A 22,676-nucleotide genomic window follows, 5' to 3' on the forward strand; every position below is an offset into this window, starting at 1 on the left:
AATGTGCGGTATCGTCGGCATTTTTGCCAGAAGCAATGTTAACCAGACTATTTTCGATGCACTAACAGTGCTGCAACACCGTGGGCAGGATGCAGCCGGTATGGTAACTTGTGAGGGTGATCGTTTCTTTATGCGCAAAGACAACGGTCTTGTTAACGAAGTATTCAGAACGCGTCACATGAAACGCTTGATGGGTAATATGGGGATAGGGCATGTTCGCTATCCTACAGCCGGTAGTTCTAGCTCTGCGGAAGCTCAGCCGTTCTATGTAAACTCTCCTTATGGTATAGCCTTAGCTCATAACGGAAATTTGACCAATGCTGAAGCCTTGGCGGATGATATTTTCCGTGCAGACTTGCGACACATTAATACCACGTCGGACTCTGAGGTGTTGTTGAATGTGTTTGCTCACGAGCTCCAGCGTCTTGGCAAGCTGACACCGACGGCTGTCGATATGTTTAAAGCCGTTGAAGAAGTGCACAAGCGTTGTCAGGGTGGTTATGCCGTGGTTGCCATGATCACAGGTTACGGTGTTTTGGCTTTCCGTGATCCATACGGAATTCGTCCATTGGTCTACGGCAAGCGTGTGGTTGATGGCAAAGTCGAGTACATGGTGGCATCCGAAAGCGTGGCCCTTGATACCTCAGGTTTTGAGCGTGTACGCGATTTAGTGCCGGGTGAAGCGCTCTACATCGATAACGAAGGCCAGTTGTTCTTGCAGCAGTGCGCAACTCAGCAGACATTGGCGCCTTGTTTATTTGAGTATGTCTATCTTGCTCGCCCTGATTCCATTATTGAAAATATCTCTGTTCATTCTTCCAGAATGCTAATGGGGGTCAAGCTTGCGGATAAAATTAAGAAAGAGCGTCCTGATCACGATATCGATGTGGTTATTCCCATACCCGATACAAGTCGAACGGCGGCTCTCGAAATGGCGCATGCATTAGGTGTTACTTTCCGAGAAGGCTTTATTAAAAATCGATATATTGGCCGCACGTTTATTATGCCGGGTCAGACATTACGCAAAAAGTCTGTTCGTCAAAAGCTCAACCCAATTGCATCGGAGTTTAAAGATAAAGTAGTGATGCTGGTTGATGACTCAATCGTGCGGGGAACCACCTCTAAGCAAATTGTGCAGATGGCGCGTGACGCTGGCGCTCGAAAAGTCTATTTTGCATCCGCTGCCCCCGAGGTTCGTTTTCCGAACGTATACGGCATCGACATGCCAAGTGCCACTGAATTAGTGGCTCATGGCCGCTCAGCTGAAGACGTTGGCAACTATATCGGTTGCGATTGGATGCTGTATCAGGACCTGGATGACCTCAAGGCATGCATTACAGAGCTGAATTCAGATATTAAAGAGTTTGATACCTGTGTTTTTGATGGCAAGTACGTCACGGGTTCGGTGAACGCTGAATACTTACAAAAGCTTGAGAGCAAGCGCAATGATGATGCCAAAACCATGGCTGATTCAGATAGCGATGCAGAAGAAGATGCATCTGCCGATCTTCACACTCGTATTAACTGAGGTATCCCTATGACTGATTCGTTTGAGCGTGCTTCTCGCATTCAATTCTCCGGTCAGGAGTATGACCTTGAGACCTTAGCCGTTCGAGCGGGTCAGCATCGGAGTGATGAAGGCGAGCATAGCGACGCTATTTTTCCGACCTCAAGCTTTGTTTTTTCGACGGCGCGTGAAGCGGCTGCTCGCTTTGGTGGCGAGGAAGACGGCAATATATACTCGCGTTTTACCAACCCAACGGTGCGTGCATTCGAAAAACGGATTGCAGCGCTTGAGGGTGGGGAACGTGCAGTTGCGACAGCCTCTGGCATGGCCGCGATCTTGAGTTTGGGCTTGGCGTTGATGAAGACAGGCGACCACGTCGTGTGTTCAAGAAGCGTCTTTGGATCCACCGTGGCACTTTTTACTCGTTATTTAAGTCGTGCGGGTATCGAAACCACGTTTGTTGATCCAACGAATTTAAACGCTTGGTCTGCCGCCATTAGGCCTGAGACCAAAATGTTTTTCTTGGAAACCCCTTCAAATCCCTTGGCGGAGCTGACGGATATTTCAGCCGTTGCCGAGATCGCTCATGGAGCGGGTGCTCTGCTAGTTGTGGATAATTGTTTCTTAACCCCTGCATTGCAGCGCCCATTAGCCTTGGGGGCTGATATTATCATGCATTCGGCAACCAAGTACCTAGACGGTCAAGGGCGCTGCATTGGCGGTGTGCTGGTTGGACGTGATGCCGAGATGGAAGCCATTTTTGGCTTTATTCGCACAGGTGGTGCCTGCTTAAGCCCGTTTAATGCCTGGGTCTTTTTGAAGGGCTTAGAGACCTTGCCGCTGCGCATGCAAGCGCACAGCGAGCGCGCATTAACCTTGGCTAAGTGGTTGCAAACCCAGAAAGGGATTAACAAAGTCTATTACTCAGGACTTGAAGATCATCCTCAGCATGCATTGGCCTGTCGTCAACAGAGCGCGTTTGGTGGCGTTTTGTCCTTTGAAGTTGAGGGTGACAAAGACGCGGCTTGGCGTTTCATTGATGCGACAGAGATTATCTCAATCACTGGCAATCTCGGTGATGTTAAGTCGACCATAACCCATCCGGCCACAACAACGCACGGTCGTATGACACCAGAAGAACGTGCCGATGCAGGCATTAAAGATAACTTGATCCGTCTGTCAGTGGGTCTTGAGTCTGTTGATGATCTTAAAGCTGACTTGTTGAAAGGCTTAGCTGCGGTCTAGATCGAATACATGTCTTTAATTTACCTTGCGCCCATGGAGGGTGTAGTTGACTACACCCTGCGTGATATCTTAACGGCATCCGGCAATGTCGATCACTGCGTTACTGAATTTATTCGAGTTTCTGAACGTCTATTACCCGTCTCTGTCTTTTATCGAATGATGCCAGAATTGCATCATGGAGGTAAAACGCACTCGGGTGTACCTGTGTTTGCCCAATTGCTGGGTAGTGAGCCTTCAGTCCTTGCCGAAAATGCAGCTCGTGTTGTTGAGTTAGGGGCACCTGGCGTTGACCTGAATTTTGGCTGCCCCGCAAAAACCGTGAATAAAAGTCGAGGCGGCGCTGTTCTGTTAAAAGAACCGGAGCTCATTCATTCCATTGTAAGTGCCGTCAGAGAGGCGATTCCTTCATCTATTCCTGTAACGGCCAAAATGCGTTTGGGGTATTTTGATAAATCTTTGGCAATTGAAAACGCACAAGCCATTGAATCAGCAGGGGCGTCAACCTTAACGATTCATGCTCGAACAAAAGAAGAAGGCTATAAGCCGCCTGCGCATTGGGAATGGATTGCAAAAATCCGTGATCATGTGTCTTTGCATCTGGTTGCCAATGGTGAAGTTTGGACGCCGGAAGATTATCATCGCTGTCGGCAGGTGTCAGGTTGTGCGGATGTGATGATCGGCCGTGGAATGTTAGCCAATCCTTTTTTGGCCGATCAAATTAAACAGGGTCAGGACGTTAGCGCAGCGTCTGATGAGCAATGGGTTGCGCTCATTCCCATGTTGGAACGTTATCATCAACAGGTGATCGATGATTTATCGGAGCGGCATGTGCATGGGCGGATCAAGCAATGGTTGAGCATGTTAAAATTGGGTTACCCGCAAGCGTCACGGTTGTTTGATCGAATACGCTCTGAGCGAGACCCGCTGAGCATCATGGAGACTATTCGAGCTGAAAGAGAGCATTACTCTGTTCCAGCCGAATAGCTTAGATCTTACTGGCGATTGTCCATACGCTCTTGATGAAGGCGCTGCTGCTCTCTCCAGGCTTCATACATCTCTTCATCTGTTGGTTGCGTGAGTGCTGAATACCAAACAGGGGACGTGCCTAATAAAAAACCGCTCACGGCGATTACAAGTCCTAAGACCTTCATTTTAGGTTTAATACTTAAACCCAATATGACCACCAGTAATCCACTAAAGTGTAAGACGTAGGTCATGAATGAACCCATGGTCATAGCGTTTCCTTATCGGCAAATTTGGTGCGAATGAATTCCTCAACATCATTGGTGATCATGACTTCGGTTGTCGGGACAGGGATTTGATAGTCATACACCTGTATCCAGCCATCGGTGTCTGGAGCTCTTTCCCACACGGTGCCTGCATTGTATTGAACGAGAGGCGTCAGAGACGGGTCGAGTAGGCAGATTTTTTCAAGTGGAACGGGGAGAAGATTTTTCATTTCATCCGCTAAAAAATCGTCTGTTTCGTAGCCTGTAAACATTCGCCAACCCGTATCATTTAAATGCTCCGGTACGGTTTTGTACATAAAGCGAATAGGGAGCTTTTCATCAAATACCAGTCGGGATGCAAGAACTAAAAATCCATTTTTGGTTTGGGCTGTTTCGTAGCCGGGTTCAGGAGCTGTGTCAGAATTTAAAGGCTTCATACCACCCTCGATTGAGTTAATAATAGCGCAGTTTAACAGCTACGCCTTAGCGCTGCATTAAGGTAATTTAGACGTAAAAAAGCCCTGAATGGTTCAGGGCTTTTTTGTCAGCCGTTTAACGAATTAAACGCTGGTGGTTGGAATAACAGTTGATGCCTTTTCTACATACTTGTCCATCTGATCGAAGTTCAAGTAGCGGTAGACTTCAGACGACATGCTATCGAGCTTGCTCGCATAGGCCATGTATTCGTCAACACTGGGTAACTTGCCTTCAAGTGCAGCGACAGCCGCTAACTCAGCAGAGGCCAAGTACACGTTAGCACCTGTTCCTAAACGGTTAGGGAAGTTACGCGTTGAGGTTGACACAACCGTGGCTTTGTCAGCAACACGTGCTTGGTTACCCATGCACAATGAACAGCCTGGCATTTCCATGCGTGCACCTGCTTTACCGAAGACATTGTAGAAGCCTTCATCAGAGAGCTGTGCGGCATCCATTTTCGTCGGTGGAGCGATCCACATACGGGTTGGAATTGATTTGCCAGAGGCTTCTAGCAGCTTGCCTGCGGCACGGAAGTGACCGATGTTGGTCATACAAGAACCGATGAAGACTTCATCAATTTTGTCGCCAGCAACGTCTGACAGTAAGCGAGCATCGTCTGGATCGTTTGGAGCACATAGGATAGGCTCTTTGATTTCAGACATGTCGATTTCGATAACCGTATGGTATTCGGCATCGGCATCGGCACGCATTAGGCTTGGGTTAGCCAACCATTCTTCCATGCCCTTGATACGACGCTCGATTGTACGTGGGTCGCCATAGCCTTCAGCCAGCATCCACTTCAGCATCACGATGTTTGAGTTCAGGTATTCTGCAACTGAGCTCTCAGACAGAGTGATGGTGCAGCCTGCAGCAGAGCGCTCAGCAGATGCATCAGACAGTTCGAATGCTTGCTCAACAGTCAGGTCTTCTAGGCCTTCGATTTCCAGTACACGTCCAGAGAAGACGTTTTTCTTGCCCGCTTTAGCAACGGTCAAGTGGCCTTCTTTGATGGCGTAGTAAGGAATGGCGTGTACCAGATCACGTAACGTGATGCCAGGGTTACGCGTGCCTTTGAAGCGAACCAGAACAGATTCTGGCATATCCAATGGCATAACACCTGTTGCGGCCGCAAACGCAACCAAGCCAGAGCCCGCAGGGAAGGAAATCCCCAGTGGGAAACGGGTGTGTGAGTCACCGCCAGTACCCACAGTGTCAGGTAGCAGCATACGGTTCAACCAAGAGTGAATAACACCGTCGCCTGGGCGCAACGATACACCACCACGATTCATGATGAAGTCAGGTAGTGTGTGGTGAGTGTTCACGTCAACTGGCTTTGGATACGCCGCTGTGTGGCAGAAAGACTGCATCACAAGATCAGCAGAGAAGCCTAAGCATGCCAAGTCTTTTAGCTCGTCACGCGTCATAGGGCCAGTGGTGTCTTGTGAGCCAACCGTGGTCATTCTTGGTTCGCAAGAAGTACCAGGGCGAACGCCAGCAACGCCACAGGCTTTACCTACCATTTTTTGAGCAAGGGTGTAACCTTTGCCCGTGTCGTTAGGTTGCTCTGGTGTGCGGAAAATATCAATTGGGCCTAGGCCGAGCGCTTCACGCGCTTTTTGTGTCAGACCGCGACCGATGATCAGCGGAATACGTCCGCCTGCGCGAACTTCATCCAGAAGCATTTGAGTTTTTAATTCAAATCGGCAGAGTTCAGCACCTGTGTCGTGGTTTTTAGCAACACCTTCATATGGATAGACATCGATGACATCGCCCATATTCATTTGAGTCACGTCCATTTCGATTGGCAGGGCGCCAGCATCTTCCATCGTGTTATAGAAAATAGGTGCAATCTTGCCGCCGAAGCAGAAACCGCCAGCACGTTTGTTAGGGATATTGGGGATATCATCACCAAAGAACCATAACACAGAGTTGGTTGCAGACTTACGAGAAGAGCCTGTTCCGACAACATCGCCAACGTACGCAACAGGGAAGCCTTTTGCTTTAACGGCTTCAATTTGTGTTAACGGACCTGTTGTGCCTGGGTTAACTGGCTCAATGCCTTCACGCTCCATTTTAAGCATGGCGTTTGCGTGAAGTGGGATGTCTGGGCGTGACCAAGCATCTGGAGCAGGTGACAAGTCATCTGTGTTGGTTTCGCCAGGTACTTTAAAGACAGTAACGGTTATTTTTTCAGCCACTTCTGGCTTGGAAGTAAACCACTCGCCAGCCGCCCAGGATTCCATGACCTGCTTAGCAAAGGCGTTGCCTGCTTCGGCTTTGTCTTGAACATCGTGGAATGCATCAAACATCAATAAGGTGTGAGATAAAGCTTTAACAGCGGTTGGAGCCAAAGCTTCATGGTCTAATGCGCTGATCAATGGCTGAATGTTGTAGCCGCCAAGCATCGTGCCTAGCAATTCAACCGCTTTTACAGGAGAAACAAGAGGAGTGGTGACTTCACCCTTAGCAACAGCATCTAAAAAGCCCGCTTTTACGTATGCTGCTTGGTCAACACCGGCTGGAACACGGTTGGTCAACAGATCTAGGAGAAACTCTTCTTCGCCTGCTGGTGGATTCTTAACCAGATCAACCAGTGCTGCTGTTTGCTCTGGATCCAGTGGCTTTGGTGGAATGCCTTCTAAGGCACGTTCTTCGACATGTTTACGGTAAGCTTCAAGCACGATTTAGCCCTCATCTGTTGTCACAATCGTACATCGGACATGAATTCTGCCGATGCCGGTTCGAATAATATGTTATCGAATGTGGATTGGCGGTGGAATTCTAGCCTATGGGGGCGCTAAAGTTAAGTATTGTCGACAATCCTGAGCTTAGACTTTGTACCAACGTAATGGACTATAGGCCTTTAATCTATAAATCGCATTAGTCGAAAAGATATGTTTCAATAGTCTGCGATGTACGCGTATAAAGGATGATAGAGCCTATGTCTGGTCTCATTGTTCGGGGTATGATGTTACTCGCATTTTTAAGGTTAATTAGGTTTAGTGTACTACATGGATAAAGAACAGCTTAAATCACGAGTCTACGAAGTTGCAGATGACTTGCTTTTATCAGCGAGCTATCCGAGATCAGAAGCGATAGCCGAAACGCTTGAGATCGAGTCTGAAGAGGTTTCTCGTTACCTTTCGCAGTGGTGGTATGAGCTGCCTCAGCGAATCGTTATGACGGATCGAACGGATCGCGCGATTAGTGTGCCAGGGATGCCGGATACACTGGCGCAGGCCTTTACTCGAATTTGGCTGCATGCACTGCAAGAAGCGAATTCAAAAGTGAATTTTACTCGGCAAATGGTGGATGTGGGTCTTGAGGAAGATCGGCGTGTTAATGACGATGCCTTGCAAAAGTCACAGCATCTCTATTTAGAGCTCGAAAGTCGCTACCGTGAGCAGTCACTCAAGCTTGAGGAATCACGAGAGCAGTTTAAAGCACTCGAGGCCGAAATTGCGGTTCTAAAAAATAATTTAGCCATTGAAACGAACACTCGCAAAAAAGAAGAGCAGTCGCGCGTTACCATAGAGCATGAATTAGCGCAGCTGCGTAAAGCCCATGACGATGCTAAACGCGTCTTTGACCAACGTATCAAAGACGAGCAGCGGCATATGATGGAAGCGATTGCGAAAGAGGAAGTGGATACGCGCTATTATCGAAACACCCTTGAAAAAGTGCGTGAAGAGGCCAGTAAAAAAGAGTCTGAGCTGGTGCGTGAGATTCATGACTTGCAGGCACGTATTGCACGCAAGGACGTTAAAACCGATACGCTAAAGTCGCAAGTTAAGAGCCAAGAAGCTGAACTCTTGAAGTATAAGCAAGACAGCGGTGTGCTTCAGCGTGATCTGTCGCGTGTTAATGCTCAGCTTTTAACCGAGGTGAACAAAACGAAGCGACTGGAAGCAAAGGTTAAAGAGCTGCAAGAAGACATTCGACGCCTTAATCAGAAACACATTACGGCTTCCAATGAGAATGCTAAGCGCGAAAATATTCTGCGCTCTCAATTAGTAGAGAAAGAAAACATCATCATTCGGGCTGAAGCTAAGGTGAACTCATTAGAGAAACGGATTATTAGCAATGATGAGGAAATCCGTCGTTTAAGCTCACGAGTTTGATGATTATTTGATCAGAAAATTGGCGAGTGTCTAAACTTCTGTTATTCTTGTCTGTTATAAATGATTAACTTTTTATAATCAGGAAATAATAACATGAAACTTCAGCAGTTACGCTATATATGGGAAGTGGCCAAGCATGATTTGAATGTTTCGGCCACCGCGCAAAGTCTTTATACGTCTCAGCCGGGTATTAGTAAACAGGTGAGATTGCTGGAGGACGAATTAGGTGTTGAGGTGTTTGCTCGAAGTGGGAAGCACTTAACACGAGTGACCCCGGCAGGTGCTGCCATTCTCCAGATTGCCGGTGAAATTCTGCAGAAAGTTGAAAGTATCAAACAGGTCGCCCAAGAGTTCAGTGATGAGCGCAAGGGCAGCTTGAGCATTGCCACAACCCATACGCAAGCACGCTACGCGTTACCGCCGACCATCAATGAATTTATTAAAATGTACCCCGATGTTGCATTGCATATGCATCAGGGCACGCCTATGCAAATCTCTGAGATGGCTGCAGACGGTGAAGTTGATTTTGCCATCGCAACCGAAGCCCTCGCGCATTTTCCTGATTTGATTATGATGCCGTGTTATCACTGGAACCGTTCCGTTGTTGTGCCAAAAGACCACCCCTTAGCACAGGTTAAGGAATTGACCTTAGAGCGCTTGGCAGACTTTCCAATCGTGACTTATGTTTTTGGTTTTACTGGGCGGTCTAAGCTGGATGATGCATTCATTAAGCGTGGTCTTGAACCTAAGGTTGTGTTTACGGCTGTGGATTCCGATGTCATCAAAACCTATGTGCGATTGGGCTTGGGTGTCGGGATTATTGCTTCAATGGCGGTAGATCCACTGCAAGACAGTGATTTGGTTGCACTGGACGCATCTCATTTATTTGAAGCCAGCACGACTCGAATCGGCTTTCGAAAAGGCAGTTTCTTGCGCAGTTATATGTATGATTTTATTCGGTTGTTTGCCCCGCACTTAACGCCGGAAATGGTTGATAAAGTTCAAGCCTGTGGGAACCGCTACGAAGTGGATGAGTTGTTTGCTGACATTGAGTTGCCGATGCACTAAGACAAAACCCTAAGGATTTTGTTGAATATCAATCTGTCACCCAGTAGATTAGCCTTTTTAAATCAATAGTGGAGGTGTTTGTGGAGTTAGCCTGTCTTGACCTAGAAGGGGTGTTGGTTCCTGAAATCTGGATTGCGTTCGCAGAGGAGACAGGGATTGAAGCGTTAAAAGCCACGACCCGAGATATTCCAGATTACGACGTCTTGATGAAGCAGCGCCTGCGTATTCTGGATGAGCATGGATTGACCTTGCCGCAAATTCAAGAAACGATCAGTCGTTTAGCGCCGCTGGAAGGCGCGGTAGAGTTTGTTAACTGGTTAAGAGAGCGCTTTCAGGTTGTTATTCTTTCAGACACTTTCTATGAGTTTTCACAGCCCTTAATGCGTCAGTTGGGTTTTCCAACCTTACTCTGTCACAAGTTAGAAGTTGATGGTCAGGGGCGTATTACAGGCTATACCTTGCGTCAAAGAGATCCAAAGCGTCAGTCAGTGCGCGCCTTTCAATTATTGAATTATCGCGTCATCGCGACGGGTGACTCTTACAACGACACCACGATGCTGACACAGGCCGAATCCGGTATTCTGTTTCATGCTCCCGATAATGTCATCCAAGAGTTCCCCCAATTCCCGGCGGTGCACACCTATGAAGACTTAAAGAAAGAGTTTATCAAGGCCAGTGTGAGGGATTTGACCCTATAAGGTAAAATGCCTCTACCCAAGCGAACTTGGGTAGAGGTGTGATGGATTACACTTTAAAGCGATCGGTGAGGGATTTTAGCGTATTTGCCATATCACTCAACTCTCTTGAACGTCCTCTTGAAATATCAGCTTGATCGGCTAAATTGTCAGCCAATAGCTTAATACGCTCAGTATTGCCGCTAATTTCAGTGGTCACTGCGTTTTGTTCTTCAACCGCACTGGCAATTTGCACAGCCATGTCGCTGATGTCGCAGCTTGCTTTATCAATTAACTGAAGACGGCTAGCGGCCTGTTCGGCACGCTCTGCGTTTTCGTAGGCTTGATCGAGACTGCTCGTCATCATGGTGACGGAACGAGAGGTTGAGTGCTGGAGTTCGCTAATCATCTTTTGAATTTCTTCAGTTGCTTGATGCGTGCGTTGGGACAGCGTTCGCACCTCATCCGCAACAACAGCAAAGCCACGACCTTGATCACCGGCTCTAGCGGCTTCAATGGCGGCATTTAATGCCAATAAGTTGGTCTGCTCAGCAATCCCTTGAATATTAACCAAAATGCTGGAAATGTTTTGAACATGGCCATTAACATCATTAATGGCACTGGTGCTAAGCGAGATTTGCTCTGCAAGCTCTGTTGTTTTAATGCGGTTTTCATTTACAACGGACAAGCCTAGCTGAGTTGAATCGGCCGCATTGCGGGCTGCCAGAGCGGTTTTTTCGGCATTGCCTGCGATTTCTCCTGTCGCACAGGACATTTCTTGAGCCGCAGTTGCTAGTTGGGTCAGTTCTTGATGCTGATCTGCTATCTGATCCAAGTTCAGTTTTACTTGCGTAGCCGTGTTGCTGGCATCGTCTTTAATGCGGTTTGCCAGATGAATAATTTCTTGGATGGTTTGGCGCAGATTGTTGGTGAACTTGTTAAACGCATGGCTCATGCGACCAAACTCATCATCAGTGTCGGCATTGAGTTTGCGCGTTAAATCGCCTTCACCTTCAGAAATGTCGTCTAGTGCTTTTGCAAGACTTTTTAGCGGGCGCATTAAGTACTGAACAAGCAGGTAAAGTAAGAGTGCGGCAATGCCTAGAATCAAAATACTCAATATGCCTAAACGCCAAGCTAGGGTGTTCATTGCTGCATAGGCATCACTGCGTTTGACCAAGAGTAAAAAAGTCCAATCTGCCGACTCTATCTTGATGGAAGACAACAGCCACTTTTCACCCTTGTAGTGTATGTCGTTGATGCTGTAGACAGCAGGAATAGTCGTATTCGTCAGCAGCTGTGATACGGGTTTGCTCACTTGAGAGGCGTCTGGGTGCGCGATAATTTTCATATCCTTGTCTAGCATCCACACTTCCGATGTCCAGCGTGAATCAATCGCTAAGAGTTGGGTGATGACATTTTTTATACTGATGTCACTGCCGATTACTCCACGTGCACCGTTGCGTAAAGGAGCTGCCAACGAAATAATCAATTCTCCACTGCCTGCATCGACATAGGGTGGGGTAACGACCATGCGATTTGCTTGCAAGGCTTGTTGATACCAGGGGCGTGTTCTTGGGTCGTAATCCGAAGGGAGTGAGGCGGGCGGTTGAGATTGCCACATACCGCCTTGGTCTGTTCCAGCATAGACAAGATCAAAATTACCCGCGATACGCGAGAGGGTTAGCGGTGCCTTTGCTTCATCATCGCTTCCCGGCAGTTCAGCCGTGAGTGCGTGAATAATATCAAATTTCGCATTTAGCCAGCCGTTGGCGAAGGTTTGTATGTTTTTTAATGTACTGTTGATCTCGGCTTGAATGCCATTGTTTACTTCTTGTTGAAGTAAGCGAGAAGACAGAATCCCTAAGGAAACCAAGGCAATAATCAGCAATGCGAGCATTGAACTGAGAATCTTTGATTGAAATGAAAGTGGCATCTGCGGAAGCCCCATAGTCTGTACTGTTTATGAGTTATAATGTATCTATGCCTTATGCTTGGCACTTGTCAGGTTGAAGTTGTGCATCGTCTTATAGGCAGTACTCCACGAGGATAGGCTTAATTCTATTCAGACAATAGTATTAAGCAGGGTGATTAAAGAATTGTTAATAAACTGACATCTGTCAAATGAAAGCCATGCAATTCGCGAATTTAGGAACCCAAAAAGTGTTCTTCAAGGTTTTGAAGCAAATTGTTGACCTTGTTAAAGGTTTCCTGATACTCCGATGCGATATCTGAATCAGCGACTATGCCACCACCGGCCCAGCAGTATATCTGTTGCCTCTCGCACAAAAGGGTGCGAATAGTAATGCTGCTGTTCATATGCCCACAGGCGCTAATGTACGCGATGGATCCACAATAAATTGAGCGGCGATGTGGCTCAAGTTCATCAATGATTTCCATGGCTCGAATCTTGGGTGCGCCGGTAATTGACCCCCCTGGAAAGCTGTGTTTTAACAGATCAAGCGGTGTGTGAGACTTGTCCAGTGTGCCAGTAATGCTGCTGACGAGATGATGCACATTTGGATAGGTCTCTAAGGAGAAAAGCTCAGGCACTTTGACGGAGCCGGGCTGGCAAACTTTGCTGAGATCGTTGCGCAGTAAGTCGACGATCATTAGATTCTCTGCACGATCTTTTTCAGAATGGCTAAGTTCTTCTTGCAAGGCTAAGTCGAGGTTCGGGTCTGAGTGGCGTGGACGCGTGCCTTTAATGGGGCGCGTTTCAACCTCTCCTTGAGCATTGCACCATAAAAAACGCTCTGGTGATAACGACAGAACCGCGCCTTGATCATTTTCTAGATACGCTGCATAGGGAGTCGGGGCAATGCGCTTTAATGCCGTCCAGGCCTGCCAAGGGTCTCCTTCGAACGAGGATTGGAAGCGCTGCGCAAAATTAATTTGGTACACGTCACCTGCGTGGATGTACTCATCCACTTTATTCAGTGCGGACGCATAGTCTTCGGCACTGAGATTGCTGGCGAAGGGCGCGTTGAGCTTGAATGCTTGACGTGTCGGTGACGCAGTCGGATTGGTGAGGCGCTCGACTAAACGCTCAATCTCTTGGCGGTCGACCCATTCAGAATGAAAGACCAAGTGACTGTGTTGTTGGTGGTGATCAATCACCACGGCCCAAAGGTAGCGTCCAATCTCAAGATCTGGGTAAGCAATATCGGCTTTGGCTATTGATGGAAGGGTTTCGAGGTGGCGACCAAGATCATAACTGAACGAACCGATCAAGCCTGTGTTGAAGGGGCCGTTAAGGTCTGAGGGCGTCTTTAGCTCTGCTAACCATGCATTTAAGATTGAAAAGGGCTCGCGTTGAGTCAGGGTCCAATCTGAAGATGCTGTCTCACGAGTCCAAGTGCCTTGCTCGTTCACGCGTAACTTACGATCAGGTGCTGCGGCAATAATGTCGTATCGTCCAAACTGACTGTCAGGTTGACAGCTATCCAAGAGGACGGCGTCACCCAGTTCGCGAATTTGGTTAAAAATCTCGATTGCTGTCAATTTGAAAGGAAGCGAAATGTACTCAATCACCGTGCAGCCCTGTGACAAAAGTCTAATTCTACTCTGCTTGTTACGCTTAGGCGAGATTGTTCGTTAACAAAGGTATACTGTTCACTTCATTTAAGTTTGGGTTAGGTTATGCGAAAAATTTGCCCTAGTGAAAAACATCAGCTACTTGTGCCGGATCAACGTATCGTTTATCGGCTTTATCGTCATCCCAATGCCTTGTCTTCACGTCGCTTGGTGCTTTTGCATGGGGCAGGGGTTGCAGGTCAAGACACCTGGGAAATGTTGATTCAGTGCACCCAGCAATGGCGCGAAATACTCGTACCGGATTTACGAGGTGCGGGTGAAACTCAATATCTTGATGGGGTAGAGCACCCCTTTACCCTAGTCGACCTTGTAAATGATGTGGCGCATTTGGTTGATCATCTGGATTGGAGGGTTTTTGATTTAGGTGGTTATTCATTGGGTGGCTTGGTGTCTATGCTGTTAAAAGCGCGTTTCACTGACCGAGTCGAAAAACAATATCTGCTCGAATCCGCCTTGCTGGATCGCAGCAGTCTCGATGACACAATTCGATTGCGTGATCGATATTCGCAAGCCGCCGAGTTCCTGCGCTCTCAAGATCAGGAGCAGGGGATACGTCAGTTTTTGGACACCATCTCGCCGAATCGAAAAACCACGGCGCAAGTGGATGATCTAGCCGTGAGTCGTTTGGCACGACGTCCTGTAGGATTTTCTTGGGCGCTGGATGCGGTGAGTCAAGGGATTCGGCAGTTGGATCGATCCCAGTTATTGGCGGCCCAAGGTGACGTGACAAGCTTTATCGGAAGCCAAAGTGTGCAGATGATGCACCAGTTGCACTTGCAGTTGGCTGAACAAATGCCGAATTGGCACTATATTATGGTGCCCGGTACAGACCATTCCTTACCTTTTCAGAAGCCTCGGCAAATCGCCAGGGTTATGAATGATGAGTTGCTTCGTTATTTGTCTTGATCGCGAGGCGTCAGGTGCTTAATCGGCTTTTCCGCAGTAGGTCAGTACACAGTCTGACAGGCTGCTAGGAAAAGCCTCGTGTCCCTTCAGGAATTCACTGGATTGTAGACAGTTCTATGGCTTCTGTTTATGTGTTCAAGGCGTTATTTTGATCAATTCTTAAAAATCTGTTTATTTTCAAATATTTAATTTTTTTCTTCAATACGGGTAAATCTTAATCCGAATTTCATACTTTTGTCTAGTGTAGACAATTTAGTCCGTTTCGGGTGTTGACTGGTCGTTTTTTGCTCGGTAATGTAGCGTTACATAAAAATTGTCGACAATGTGAAGGGTCGCAATGATAAATAATGACAATGTAACGCCTCTCGAACCCGCTACACGCACGTTAGCTGATAAGGTCTGTCAACAGATTGTCACGGCTATCGTCAAGGGCGAGTTACCTCCAGGCTATAAAATCAGTGAGCCAGAACTGGCTCGTATGTATGGCATCAGTCGTGGGCCGCTTCGAGAAGCGATCCGTCGGTTGGAAGGCCTGCGTCTAATCGAACGAAAGCCTCATATCGGTGCGCGCGTAGTTAAGCTGTCGGTGCATGAGTTAATTGAAATTTACCATGTGCGCGAAGCACTGGAAGGCATGGCGTGTCGCTTAGCGGCACAAAACATGACCGACAGTGAAATCACGGCATTAAAGAATTTACTCGACCATCATGAGCGCTCCGTTGAAGAGAAAGAGTGGAGCAGTTACTTCCAAAAGGAAGGGGACTTGGATTTCCACTACCGAATTGTTCAAGGCAGCAAAAATGAAAAGCTGCTAGAGCTTTTAGGTGCTGATCTATATCACTTGGTTCGGATGTACCGTTACCAATTCAGTGTTTCAAGTTCACGTCCCAAGCGTGCACTGAAAGAGCACCGTCAAATCATCGATGCAATAGATGCACGAGATCCCGAATTAGCAGAAATGTTGATGCGCCGTCACATCAGTGCGGCACGTCGTAATATTGAAAATAAACTGAACACTGTGACTCACTTGAAAGGGGAAAAAAATGGCTAATCGATTATCAGCGGGCGCTCGTTTCCGCAAAGCCTTAGCAGAAACCCAGCCGCTACAAATTGTTGGCACCATCAACGCTTACCACGCAATGATGGCAACGCGTGTTGGCCATAAAGCAATTTACCTTTCAGGTGGTGGAGTAGCGAACGCATCTTACGGTTTACCGGATTTGGGTATGACCTCTTTAAATGATGTGTTGGAAGATGTTCGTCGTATTACCAGTGCTGTCGAAACCCCTTTGCTGGTGGATATCGATACAGGTTGGGGCGGTGCATTTAATATTGCACGTGCTGTTAAAGAAATGATCAAAGCAGAAGCCGCTGCGGTTCATATCGAAGACCAAGTCGCTCAGAAACGTTGTGGCCATCGCCCAAACAAAGAAATCGTTTCGTTAGAAGAGATGGTTGATCGTGTTAAGGCTGCCGTTGATGCTCGTACCGATGAGGATTTCTTTATCATTGCTCGTACCGATGCCTTCCAACAAGACGGTTTAAATGCCGCTGTTGAGCGTGCTCAAGCCTGCTTAGAAGCCGGTGCAGACGGTATCTTTGCCGAAGCGGTGCACACGCTTGAAGATTACAAAGCCTTTGCAGACGGTATTCAAGGTCGTCATTTATTGGCGAATATCACTGAGTTTGGTGCAACGCCTTTATTCAACACCAAAGAGTTGGCTGAAAATGGTGCCAGCATGGTGCTGTATCCCTTGTCTGCATTCCGTGCGGCCAACAAAGCAGCACTGAATGTTTTTGAACATATTCTAAACGATGGCGACCAAAAAGCAGTGGTCGACACCATGCAAACACGCATGGATCTTTATGACTTCTTGAATTACCACGATTTCGAGCAAAAGCTAGATGCGCTGTTTGCCGAAGGTAAAAACAAGTAATTCAATTCTGATTAAGCTTCTGGGGGGCAAAGCTCTCCGGCGTAGAAGGAGACCAAAATGGCAGAAGCAAAACAACTTAGTGGTGCAGGTTTACGGGGTCAATCCGCAGGTCAAACCGCACTGTGTACCGTAGGGCAAACCGGTGCGGGCCTAACCTATCGTGGTTACGATGTTAAAGATCTCGCCGACAATGCTCAATTTGAAGAAGTAGCCTATCTATTATTGTACGGAAAGCTACCCACTCAAGTTGAGTTAGATGGCTATAAAGCACGCTTGAAGTCCATGCGTGATTTACCCGCAGCCTTGAAAACCGTTTTAGAGCAGATCCCCGCCGATGCACATCCGATGGATGTGATGCGCACGGGTTGCTCTATGCTCGGTAACTTAGAAACCGAAATGGATTTCGCTGAGCAGCATGACAAAATTGACCGCATGCTGGCCGTGTTTCCAGGCTTGATTAACTACTGGTACAACTTCACACATCACGGTAAGCGTATTGATGTGAATACTGAAGCTGACTCCATCGCTGAGCAGTTTTTGTGGACGTTGCATGGTCAAAAGCCTGAGCCTTTGCATGTAGAAGTGATGCATGCATCATTGATTCTGTACGCAGAGCATGAGTTTAATGCCTCCACCTTTACGGCGCGTGTCTGTGCATCGACTCTGTCGGATATTCACAGCTGTGTGACCGGTGCAATCGGCTCTCTACGTGGCCCTCTGCATGGTGGTGCAAACGAAGCGGCAATGGACATGATCGAGAACTGGACTTCGCCTGATCAGGCTGAAGATGCGATCATGGGCATGTTGGCTCGTAAAGATAAGATCATGGGCTTTGGTCACGCTATTTACCGTGACTCTGATCCGCGCAACGCCATTATTAAAGAATGGTCGAAAAAGCTCTCCGCTCAAGTGGGCGATACGCATCTGTATGCCGTTTCTGAGCGTGTTGAAGCCGTCATGTGGCGTGAGAAGAAACTCTTCTGCAATGCGGACTTTTTCCATGCATCGGCCTATCACTTCATGGGGATTCCAACCAAGTTGTTCACCCCAATCTTTGTGTGTTCACGTGTCGCTGGTTGGACAGCGCATGTGATGGAACAGCGCGCGAATAACCGCATCATTCGCCCAAGCGCCGATTACACAGGCCCAGATAATCTTGATTGGTTGCCTATCGACCAACGTGCGTAAGGTCGTTGCTCGGTCAGTTGTTCTGACTGATCGAGCCGTTGTGCACCCACATTAGGTCTGTCAATGACATTATAACGACTCAACGGAGTCTACCCAGATGAATACTGAATACCGCAAAGCCCTTCCTGGCTCTACGTTAGATTATTTTGATACCCGTGCGGCTGTTGACGCGATTGAAGCGGGTGCATACGAAAAACTTCCTTATACCTCTCGCGTGTTGGCTGAACAGCTGGTGCGTCGTTGTGAGCCTGAGCTGCTGACCGATGCACTGAAGCAGCTGATTGAGCGCAAGCAAGAAATCGACTTCCCTTGGTATCCAGCACGTGTTGTCTGTCACGATATTCTCGGTCAAACCGCACTGGTTGACCTGGCCGGTTTACGTGATGCCATTGCTGAAAAGGGCGGTGATCCTGCGAAGGTCAACCCTGTTGTACCGACCCAGTTGATTGTTGACCATTCGTTAGCGGTTGAGTGTGGTGGCTTTGATCCCGACGCGTTTGAGAAAAACCGTGCGATTGAAGACCGTCGCAACGAAGACCGTTTCCATTTCATTGAATGGACCAAAACAGCCTTTGAAAATGTTGATGTTATCCCCGCGGGTAACGGCATCATGCATCAGATCAACCTCGAAAAAATGTCGCCCGTTATTCAAGCGCGCGATGGCATTGCCTTCCCAGATACTTGTGTGGGTACCGACTCGCACACGCCACATGTCGACGCATTGGGCGTTATTGCGATAGGTGTCGGCGGTTTGGAAGCCGAAACCGTCATGTTGGGTCTGCCTTCCATGATGCGCCTGCCTGACATTGTTGGGGTCGAGTTGGTTGGCAAACGTCAGCCTGGCATCACGGCAACGGATATTGTATTGGCCCTCACGGAATTTCTACGTAAAGAGCGTGTTGTCGGCGCCTACTTAGAATTCTTTGGAGAAGGTGCGTCAAGCCTCAGCATTGGTGATCGTGCCACCATTTCCAACATGACACCGGAATACGGTGCCACGGCTGCGATGTTCTACATTGACGAGCAAACCATTGATTACCTCAAACTCACGGGGCGTGAACCTGAGCAGGTGGCATTGGTTGAGAACTACGCGAAAGTAACAGGACTGTGGGCAGATAGCCTAAGCACGGCTCAATACGAGCGTGTTTTGAAATTTGATTTGTCGAGTGTCGTGCGTACCATGGCCGGCCCATCGAATCCGCATGCACGTGTTTCCACCGCTGACTTGGCCGCAAAAGGGATTGCCGCTCCTTGGGTAAAAGAAGACGGTTTGATGCCCGATGGTGCAGTTATTATTGCGGCCATCACCAGTTGCACCAACACCTCTAACCCACGCAACGTTGTTGCAGCGGGCTTGCTGGCGAAAAAAGCCAATGAACTCGGTTTGCTGCGTAAGCCTTGGGTGAAGTCATCCTTTGCGCCAGGCTCCAAAGTGGCCAAGCTCTATTTAGAAGAAGCGGGTCTCTTAACTGAGCTGGAAAAACTGGGCTTTGGTATCGTTGCGTATGCGTGCACTACCTGTAATGGTATGTCCGGTGCCCTTGATCCTGTGATTCAGCAAGAAATCATTGATCGTGATCTCTATGCGACAGCGGTTTTATCGGGTAATCGTAACTTTGATGGTCGTATCCATCCCTATGCCAAGCAAGCCTTCCTTGCTTCTCCGCCCTTAGTGGTGGCCTATGCCATTGCGGGCACCATCCGTTTCGATATTGAAAAGGATGTGTTGGGAACAGATCAAGCAGGCACCCCTGTAACCTTGAAGGATCTCTGGCCAAGCGATGAAGAGATCGATGCAATCGTTGCGAAGAGCGTGAAGCCCGAGCAGTTCCGCCAAATCTACATTCCAATGTTTGACTTGGATCGTGGTGAAGCGGCTAAGAGCCCGCTTTACGATTGGCGTCCGATGTCGACGTATATTCGTCGTCCTCCATACTGGGAAGGTGCATTGGCGGGTGAGCGCACCATGAAGGGCATGCGTCCTTTGGCTGTCTTACCTGACAACATCACCACCGATCACCTGTCACCTTCAAATGCGATCATGATGGACAGCGCAGCAGGTGAGTATCTTCATAAAATGGGCGTGCCTGAGGAAGATTTCAACTCCTACGCAACGCACCGTGGCGATCACCTGACGGCGCAACGTGCCACCTTTGCGAATCCGAAACTGATCAATGAAATGGCGGTTGTCGATGGTAAGGTCAAGCAGGGTTCTCTGGCACGTGTTGAGCCAGACGGCGTTGTGATGCGCATGTGGGAAGCGATTGAGACCTACATGGAGCGTAAACAACCTTTGATTATTGTTGCAGGTGCTGACTATGGTCAGGGGTCTTCACGTGACTGGGCGGCCAAAGGTGTTCGTCTAGCGGGTGTCGAGGTAATTGCGGCTGAAGGATTCGAGCGTATTCACCGCACAAACTTAATCGGCATGGGCGTGTTGCCTTTGCAGTTTGAAGAGGGTACGACCCGTCAAACGCTGAGCATTGATGGAACCGAACTCTACGATGTAGAGGGCGAACTCACACCGCGTGGAACAATGACCTTGGTCATCACTCGGAAGAATGGCGAGATTGTGCGTGTGCCGATGCTTTGTCGTTTAGATACCGCCGCCGAAGTGCGTGTATATCAAGCGGGCGGTGTCTTGCAACGTTTTGCTCAAGATTTTCTTGAGTCGACCCACTAATTAACAGGCAGGAGCGAGACCATGTCGAGTCGCCCTCAAATTAAGATCCCCGCCACCTATATGCGTGGCGGCACCTCGAAAGGGGTGTTTTTTAGCCTGACCGATTTGCCAGAAGCGGCACAGGTTCCGGGTGAAGCACGCGACAAAATTTTGTTACGTGTAATTGGAAGCCCAGATCCGTATGGCCAACAAATTGATGGGATGGGGGGCGCAACCTCCAGCACCTCTAAAACGGTGATACTGGCCAAAAGCGAACAGCTGGATCATGATGTTGACTATTTGTTTGGTCAGGTCGCGATCAATAAGGCCTTTGTTGATTGGTCGGGCAATTGCGGTAACTTGACCGCTGCCGTCGGTGCCTTTGCGATTAGCAAAGGGTTGGTTGATCCTGCGCGCATACCTGAAAACGGAATTTGCGTGGTGCGAATTTGGCAAAAGAATATCCAAAAAACCATCATCGCCCATGTGCCCATTACCAATGGTGAAGTTCAAGAGACCGGTGACTTCGAGCTGGATGGTGTGACCTTTCCTGCGGCTGAAGTGGTGATTGAGTTCATGGACCCGGCCGATGGTGAAGGTTCGATGTTTCCAACGGGTAATCTAGTCGATGATCTTGAAGTTCCGGGTGTCGGCACGTTCAAAGCCACCATGATCAATGCCGGTATCCCAACTATTTTCGTTAATGCGGCGGATATAGGGTATACGGGCACCGAGCTGCAAAAAGACATCAACTCCGATGCGGAGGCTCTGGCGCGTTTTGAGACTATGCGTGCATACGGTGCGGTGAAAATGGGCTTGATTCAGGATATCTCTGAAGCGGCCGCGCGTCAGCACACCCCCAAGATCGCCTTTGTTGCACCAGCAACGGACTATGAAGCCTCCAGTGGTAAGTCGATCAGCGCCAGCGACATAGACGTGTGCGTGCGCGCCTTATCCATGGGTAAGCTCCATCATGCCATGATGGGCACAGCCTCTGTCGCCATTGCGACCGCAGCCGCGGTTCCAGGAACTCTGGTTAACCTTGCGGCAGGTGGTGTTGAGCGTGATGCAGTTGTCTTTGGTCATCCATCCGGCACCCTGCGTGTTGGTGCAGCGGCAGCTGAAGTGGATGGCGAATGGACGGCCACCAAAGCGGTGATGAGCCGCAGTGCGCGAGTATTAATGGAAGGGTGGGTACGTATTCCCGGCGACACCTTCTAACCCCATTCTAAGGCTCAGGTTTCAGGTTCTGAGCCTTAGAAGTTTGCCCTGTGCAAATGTGCATCTGAGTCTTCGGACTCACCTATCTTGTCCCCGGCTTGCCGGGGTTTTTTATGGGTGTTTGTATTTGCTTTGTGTGCGCCCGCAGATTGTCGGGGCGTATTATTTGTTGGACATAACCGCTACGCGGTAGAGTAGTAAATTTAAAGGATTATAGGCATAGGGACATGCCAAATAGACTCTTACAAAGTGTGTTTCGAGCGTATCGCTCGGAACTAGATCAGCAGCGACAGCCGCTGAAAAATCGAAAAGCGATAGATGCTATCACTGCTTGCCGTTCTCCGGAAATGGGTGTGAGTACATATCGTTGCGCTCAAGGGCACGATACTTGGGAGCATTATCATTCGTGTCGTCATCGCAGTTGTTATTTATGTGCTGAGCACCGAAGGGTTGAGTGGATAGAGAAGCAAAAAAAGCGCTTACTGGCCGTTCCACATTTCCATTGTATTTTCACTTTACCACATGAGTATCTAGCGCTATGGCGTTACAACGAGGCTTTATTTACACGATTGTTGTTTCGTGCAAGTCAGGAGTCTTTGCTAGAGCTATTGGCGGATCGAAAGTATGGAGGCATCAAGCCGGGTTTGTTGATGACACTGCATACTTGGGGGCGTCGTTTAAACCTTCATCCTCATATTCATTGTTTAGTAACGATGCTTTATTTAGCACGTTATTGCAGAGGTGGACCTTTAAATCCCGAGCAGCTTAAGCGTTGGTCAGGAAGTCGTGTTGAAATGAGTTATTTCGACCATCGGAAAAAGCGAGCGGCAACGCAATGGTTAGA

General features: G+C 48.4%; 18 protein-coding genes. 13 read left to right on the forward strand and 5 right to left on the reverse strand.

Features of this window, described 5'->3' with window-relative positions:
- Position 1 precedes the first annotated feature (1 nt).
- The 3 genes from purF to F5971_RS03185 are packed head-to-tail and all read left to right on the forward strand — an operon-like array spanning position 2 to position 3,736.
- Positions 2-1,528: an amidophosphoribosyltransferase gene (gene purF / locus F5971_RS03175; protein WP_036512958.1), complete on the forward strand. Its 1,527-nt coding sequence runs from the start codon at positions 2-4 to the stop codon at positions 1,526-1,528.
- Between the two features lie 9 nt (positions 1,529-1,537).
- Positions 1,538-2,752, forward strand: a complete 1,215-nt coding sequence (locus tag F5971_RS03180) for an O-succinylhomoserine sulfhydrylase (RefSeq protein ID WP_193493999.1) — start codon at positions 1,538-1,540, stop codon at positions 2,750-2,752.
- Positions 2,753-2,761: 9 nt separating this feature from the next.
- Positions 2,762-3,736 (forward strand): tRNA dihydrouridine synthase, encoded by a 975-nt coding sequence (locus F5971_RS03185; protein ID WP_246187748.1) that lies wholly within the window; start codon positions 2,762-2,764, stop codon positions 3,734-3,736.
- An 8-nt stretch (positions 3,737-3,744) separates the two neighbouring features.
- Here the strand turns inward: F5971_RS03185 and F5971_RS03190 are convergent, their stop codons facing one another.
- The 3 genes from F5971_RS03190 to acnB all read right to left on the reverse strand — a co-directional run bounded on the left by F5971_RS03190 (position 3,745) and on the right by acnB (position 7,139).
- The gene (locus F5971_RS03190) at positions 3,745-3,987 is read right to left on the reverse strand and encodes a hypothetical protein (RefSeq protein WP_193494001.1); all 243 of its coding nucleotides are present in this window, start codon (positions 3,985-3,987) and stop codon (positions 3,745-3,747) included.
- On the reverse strand, positions 3,984-4,418 hold the full coding sequence (locus F5971_RS03195; protein WP_036512945.1) for a DUF2185 domain-containing protein: 435 nt from the start codon (positions 4,416-4,418) through the stop codon (positions 3,984-3,986). Before F5971_RS03195 ends, F5971_RS03190 begins: the two co-directional genes overlap by 4 nt.
- Before the next feature lie 123 nt (positions 4,419-4,541).
- Entirely contained in the window at positions 4,542-7,139 is a 2,598-nt protein-coding gene (gene acnB, locus F5971_RS03200) for a bifunctional aconitate hydratase 2/2-methylisocitrate dehydratase (protein ID WP_193494003.1), read from the reverse strand.
- Positions 7,140-7,469: 330 nt separating this feature from the next.
- Between acnB and F5971_RS03205 the strand changes: the two genes are divergently transcribed.
- From F5971_RS03205 to thrH, 3 genes are all read left to right on the forward strand, one after another.
- Entirely contained in the window at positions 7,470-8,579 is a 1,110-nt protein-coding gene (locus F5971_RS03205) for a DNA-binding protein (RefSeq protein ID WP_036512942.1), read from the forward strand.
- Positions 8,580-8,672: 93 nt separating this feature from the next.
- Positions 8,673-9,647 (forward strand): HTH-type transcriptional regulator CysB, encoded by a 975-nt coding sequence (cysB, locus tag F5971_RS03210; protein ID WP_036512939.1) that lies wholly within the window; start codon positions 8,673-8,675, stop codon positions 9,645-9,647.
- 80 nt (positions 9,648-9,727) lie between these two features.
- Complete coding sequence (gene thrH, locus F5971_RS03215) at positions 9,728-10,345, forward strand: bifunctional phosphoserine phosphatase/homoserine phosphotransferase ThrH (RefSeq protein WP_036512936.1); 618 nt, start codon at positions 9,728-9,730, stop codon at positions 10,343-10,345.
- A gap of 46 nt (positions 10,346-10,391) precedes the next feature.
- On the opposite strand, the gene F5971_RS03220 is transcribed toward thrH, so the two are convergent.
- Together F5971_RS03220 and pabB are read right to left on the reverse strand one after the other, a co-directional pair.
- Positions 10,392-12,257 carry a methyl-accepting chemotaxis protein gene (locus F5971_RS03220; protein WP_193494005.1) on the reverse strand — a complete coding sequence of 622 codons (1,866 nt, stop codon included), beginning with the start codon at positions 12,255-12,257 and terminating at the stop codon, positions 10,392-10,394.
- A gap of 212 nt (positions 12,258-12,469) precedes the next feature.
- Entirely contained in the window at positions 12,470-13,855 is a 1,386-nt protein-coding gene (gene pabB, locus F5971_RS03225; protein WP_193494007.1) for an aminodeoxychorismate synthase component I, read from the reverse strand.
- A gap of 108 nt (positions 13,856-13,963) precedes the next feature.
- Between pabB and F5971_RS03230 the strand changes: the two genes are divergently transcribed.
- The 7 genes from F5971_RS03230 to F5971_RS03260 all read left to right on the forward strand — a co-directional run.
- A complete protein-coding gene (locus F5971_RS03230) occupies positions 13,964-14,824 on the forward strand; it encodes an alpha/beta fold hydrolase (RefSeq protein WP_193494009.1) in 861 nt (286 codons plus the stop codon).
- 337 nt (positions 14,825-15,161) lie between these two features.
- On the forward strand, positions 15,162-15,875 hold the full coding sequence (locus tag F5971_RS03235) for a GntR family transcriptional regulator (protein ID WP_036512927.1): 714 nt from the start codon (positions 15,162-15,164) through the stop codon (positions 15,873-15,875).
- Positions 15,868-16,761 carry a methylisocitrate lyase gene (gene prpB, locus F5971_RS03240; protein ID WP_193494011.1) on the forward strand — a complete coding sequence of 298 codons (894 nt, stop codon included), beginning with the start codon at positions 15,868-15,870 and terminating at the stop codon, positions 16,759-16,761. Before F5971_RS03235 ends, prpB begins: the two co-directional genes overlap by 8 nt.
- Positions 16,762-16,818: 57 nt before the next feature.
- Complete coding sequence (gene prpC, locus F5971_RS03245; RefSeq protein ID WP_036512925.1) at positions 16,819-17,949, forward strand: bifunctional 2-methylcitrate synthase/citrate synthase; 1,131 nt, start codon at positions 16,819-16,821, stop codon at positions 17,947-17,949.
- Positions 17,950-18,046: 97 nt separating this feature from the next.
- Complete coding sequence (gene acnD / locus F5971_RS03250) at positions 18,047-20,632, forward strand: Fe/S-dependent 2-methylisocitrate dehydratase AcnD (protein ID WP_193494013.1); 2,586 nt, start codon at positions 18,047-18,049, stop codon at positions 20,630-20,632.
- A gap of 21 nt (positions 20,633-20,653) precedes the next feature.
- The gene (prpF, locus tag F5971_RS03255; protein WP_193494015.1) at positions 20,654-21,832 is read left to right on the forward strand and encodes a 2-methylaconitate cis-trans isomerase PrpF; all 1,179 of its coding nucleotides are present in this window, start codon (positions 20,654-20,656) and stop codon (positions 21,830-21,832) included.
- 227 nt (positions 21,833-22,059) lie between these two features.
- Positions 22,060-22,676 (forward strand): IS91 family transposase (locus tag F5971_RS03260; RefSeq protein ID WP_193494017.1); only part of this gene is annotated, 617 nt, incomplete at its 3' end.

Origin of the sequence: Nitrincola alkalisediminis, assembly GCF_009821115.1 — a bacterium.
GTDB lineage: Bacteria > Pseudomonadota > Gammaproteobacteria > Pseudomonadales > Balneatricaceae > Nitrincola > Nitrincola alkalisediminis.